At 68.2% G+C, this 4434-nt stretch carries 2 protein-coding genes and 1 pseudogene; all 3 read left to right on the forward strand.

Annotated features, from left to right (window positions below; genetic code table 11):
• Positions 1-199 precede the first annotated feature (199 nt).
• On the forward strand, positions 200-1501 hold the full coding sequence (locus tag CBW50_RS28000) for a hypothetical protein (RefSeq protein ID WP_367301839.1): 1302 nt from the start codon (positions 200-202) through the stop codon (positions 1499-1501).
• A 10-nt stretch (positions 1502-1511) separates the two neighbouring features.
• Positions 1512-3662 (forward strand): hypothetical protein, encoded by a 2151-nt coding sequence (locus tag CBW50_RS28005; RefSeq protein WP_086148520.1) that lies wholly within the window; start codon positions 1512-1514, stop codon positions 3660-3662.
• Between the two features lie 20 nt (positions 3663-3682).
• A pseudogene (locus CBW50_RS28010) lies at positions 3683-4434 on the forward strand (8-amino-7-oxononanoate synthase); the annotation flags it as partial.

Below are 4434 nucleotides of genomic sequence, written 5' to 3' on the forward strand. Positions count from 1 at the left end.
CCGGGCGGCCAGGTGGCCACGCAGAATGGCGGCGGCGCGGGCAGCATGGCGCCGGCCGGCGCGCGCCCGGCCTCCGGCATGCGCCCGTCCAGCGGACGCTGGGCGCGCCAGGGCCACAAGATCGTCCTGTACGGCGTCTGACATCATGGCCATCGGCGCTTATGCTGCCTGGATGCTGGCGCAGGAGGCGCGCTCGCTGCTGACGCGGCTGGCGCGGCTGGAGCCGTTCGCACTGATCGAGCCGACGGTGCTGGCGGCCGCCCTGATGCCCAGCGCCCAGTCGGCCATCGAGAGCCAGCTGGTGCAGGGCCGGCGCGAATTGCGGCGCATGGTGGCCCAGTTCCAGCACTGGCTGCGGCGCGAAGCGGCCGGTGGCGCCAGCATGGCCACCGCCGCCGAGGCGCAGCGCCGCTTCACCTTCCTGCGCCTGAAGTTCAACGCCGCCTTGACCCAGTTCGACCTGTTCAACGAAGTCATCACGCAGCGCAGCGAGCACAAGACGGGCGTATGGCTGGCCGGCCTCGACATCGTTGCCGCCGACGCGCTGGCGCTGCCCGGCGACGTCTACCAGGCGCCGCCCGTGATCTGCTACCTGGACCGGGGTCCGGGCGCCGCCATCCGCCGCGCGCGCACGCGCCTGCCGGGCGGCGGCGACAATCCCGTCGCCATCATCCGCCTGCCGCGCGAACGCATGATCGGCAGCAGCATCGCCTCGTCGCTGGTGCACGAGGTGGGGCACCAGGGCGCGGCGCTGCTGGACCTGGTGGCCTCCTTGCGGCCCGTGCTGCAAGCCATGCAGCACGGCGGCAGCGGTCGCGTACATGTGTGGCAGCTGTGGGAGCGGTGGATTTCCGAGATCGTGGCCGATTTCTGGTCGCTGGCGCGGGTCGGCGTGGCCGCCACCCTGGGCCTGATCGGCGTGGTCAGCCTGCCGCGCGTGTTTGTCTTCCGTCTCAATATCGACGATCCCCACCCGGTGCCCTGGCTGCGGGTGCGCCTGAGCTGCGCCATGGGGCGGGCCTTGTATCCGCATCCGCAATGGAGCCGGCTGGAGCAGCTGTGGCTGTCGTATTACCCGCTGACGGGCCTGCCGCCAGCCCGGCAGCGGCTGCTGGAGCAGCTGCAGGCCAGCATGGCGGCCCTGGTCGGCTTGCTGGTGCAGCACCGGCCGCCCGCCTTGCGCGGCGGCTCGCTGGCAGAAGCCATGGCCGTGCAGGCGCGCCAGCCGGCCATGCTGGCTAGGCTGTTCCGCAACTGGAACCTGGCGCCGGGGCAGATGTACCAGGCCACGCCCACCCTGGTGTTTGCCGTGCTGGGCCAGGCGCGCGCCAGCGGCACCTTGAGCCCGGAAGATGAAAGCGAGCTGCTGGGGCGCTTGCTGACCCACTGGGCCTTGCGCAGCACCCTGGACACGTCCGAGCTGTGCGCCGATGTCGTGCGGCATGGCCGCCAGCCCGGCAGGCCGCTGCCGCCCCTGGCATCCCGTTTGATTATCCATTGAGGAGAATGACATGAGCAGCAAGATGAGCAGCAAAAGCAGGGGGGCGGGCCAGGCGGGTCCGAAACAACACGGCGGCAGCATCGCCGTCACCGTCCACGAGCACGATAGCGGGACCATGGTCGTCAATGCCGCCATCAGCCTGTACCGGGGGCTTGATGCGGATTGCCATAATTTCAATCCCGCCACGTGGATAGCCGATCCGGCCATGCTGGTGGGCGTGCGCTGGACGGACGGGCGTGGCTGCACCGTGTTTGCCGACCTGGCGACGGGCAGCTACGTGGGGGTGTATGGCAATTTCCCCGTCACCGCGCCCCAGTGCGTGACGGTGCAGGCCGGCTGCAGCGCCGTGCTGTGCTTCAAGCCCCAGCTCAACCCGCAGGTGGAACTGGCGTTTGAAACGGCCGATTGCCACCCCAGCGACTGTCAGTTCGGCAGGGTCGGCGACCGCGCCATCGCTACCGTCTCGTTTGACGGCGATCAAAGCGCGGATGGGCGCGACCAGGTGCAGGTGCTGGCCGCCGCGCCCTGGGTGCCCATGCGCGGTGCGGTGAACGCGTTTTCCACGCCCGTGCGGCGTGCCGGCATGCACCGTTTCGCGGCGCAGATGATGCTGTCGCAGCGGCCGGAACTGCGCAGCGCCATGCCCGTGCCGGAAGGCCTCAGTCCGAACGCCATGCTGGCCGTGGACGCCGAGTACGAGACGGAAGAGCGCCAGCCGCAGCCGATCTCGGGCAACGTGGGCGTGTCGCTGACGCGCACGGAAACGGAGCCGACCGAGGACTTGCCGCTGTGGACCCTGATACGCAACAGCACTGAAGCGATGTCGTTTACGAATTACCTGCATTTCATGGACAGCCTGTTTTGCAGCGACCTGGCCAATGTGCGCGGCTTCGAGCAGGAACGCTTCGTGAAAAAGGCCGACATGTTCCAGCAGCTCAAGCAGCGCCGCGCGCTGCCGTTCTCGGACGCCGATTCCTACCGCGTGCTGAAGGTGGCGACGGAAGCGTTCGTGATGGTCAATTGCGGCGTGCTGAACCAGCCGCTGGCCTTCAATCCGGCCGAGGACAATGCCTACCTGGACCGGCGTGACATACCGCAGGGGCGCGACCTGGAAACCGTGCTGCGCAACGATTACCTGGAAAACATCGACGGCTTCCAGACCTTGCCCTACCTGGCCGTGATCCGCCGCAAGCTGCCCGACATTCCCATCAGCATCCCACGGGGCCAGGAAGGCGAAGTGGACCTGTGCTTTGGCATCATCCAGGAAAAGCTGGCCAATCCTTGCCTGCTGGAATTGATCTGGTCGTACTGGCACGAAGAGGGCATGCTGGTGCAGACCATGAACGCCATCACGCAGCGCTTCCAGAACCTGCGCGCGCCCGGCGGCGGCCTCGATCCCCTGTCGAACACGGAAATCGACATGCTGCGCCCCCTGAATAACTTGCTGTGGGGCTATACGCAAGATGAACAGCACCGGCTCACCGTGGTGCGTCGCAATTACGAGTACGACCACCATTACGGCGTGCGGCTCGACGGCAAGGCGGTCCAGCATTTCCGGCCGGCCGACAGCCGCTCGAAGTTCCTGGAAGCCTTTCATCACCTGCTGCGCCTGCTTACCTCGTTCTATAAGCAGGACGACGACACCACGGTCAAGGCGGATGCCTTCCCTGTGCTGAATGCATTGAAAGAGATCCACCTGATCCTGTCGCAGGGCGCGCACAACCAGTTCGGCGATTTGCCGTCGACGGCGCGCATCGAGATGCTGATGCAGCAATGGATGCTGGCGCGGCCCGAGTTCCGCGAATTTTTGCCCACGCGCGTGATGGTGGCGTATCCGGAGCCGTGGATGGACCGCGTTGATGCCATGAAGAAACTGCAGGGCTGGACGGACACGAGCGTGATGCACTTCCGCAACCTGGCCATCTTCGGCGAGCAATTGCTGCTTTCCGTGCGCTACGGCAACTGGAGCGATATCTACGAGCCGACCCAGGCCTTCAACTGGGCACGCTTCTGGCGTCCGCAAGTGCAGGGCTACATCCATGGCTACCGTGCCGCCACGGGTGTCGACTTGTCCGTCGACAGCAGTGACCCGGTGGTGGAAGCGACCATGCCGTCGGTGCTGCTGCGCCAACGGCTGAGCCAGCAGCTGCGCAGCGTCTAGGACGGGGGCGGGGCGCGTGCATGCTCGACTTTACCAGTGCCCTTTACCTGGGCATGCGGCATCCGGCGTTTCTTCTGCCGCCGTGGCACAGCTTGAGCCTGGGCAAGCCGGCCGCGCTGCGCGAGCCGCCCGGCGCGCCGGCGCTGGCGGCGCAACTTGCCGCATTGCAAGGTTGCGAGGCGGCCTGCCTGCTGCCGTCGACCTTGCACCTGTTCTGGGACCTGTTCGGCATGCTCGCTGGCGAGCGGCTGGTGATCCTCGTCGACGGCGCCAGCTACGCCATCGCGCGCTGGGGCGCCGAGCGGGCGCAGGCCCTGGGCTTGCCGCTGCAAGTGTTTCCATCTGGCGAGGTGGCCCAGCTGCGGCGGCTGGCGGCGGCCTGGAAGGACAGGACGGGGCGGCGTCCGCTGATCCTGGCCGATGGCTATGTGCCCGGCTGCGACGGCGCGCCGCCGCTGGCCGCCTATGCGGCCATCGCGCAGCAGGGCGGCGGCTATGTGCTGCTCGACGACACGCAAGTGCTGGGCGTAGCGGGGGCGCAGGGGGGCGGCTCGGCGCGCCAGCACGGCTTGCATGGCGAGGCGCTGATCATCGGCGCCTCGCTGGCCAAGGGCTTCGGCGTGCCGCTGGCCGTACTGGCGGGCAGCGGCGGCTTGCTGCGGCGCTTCATGGCGCACAGCCAGACGCGCGTGCACGCCAGCCCGCCGTCGGCGGCCGTGCTGGCGGCGGCGCAGCGGGCCCTGGCCCTCAATGCGCGGCAGGGCGACGCGCT

Source organism: Janthinobacterium sp. GW458P, assembly GCF_002127585.1.
Lineage (GTDB): Bacteria > Pseudomonadota > Gammaproteobacteria > Burkholderiales > Burkholderiaceae_D > Janthinobacterium.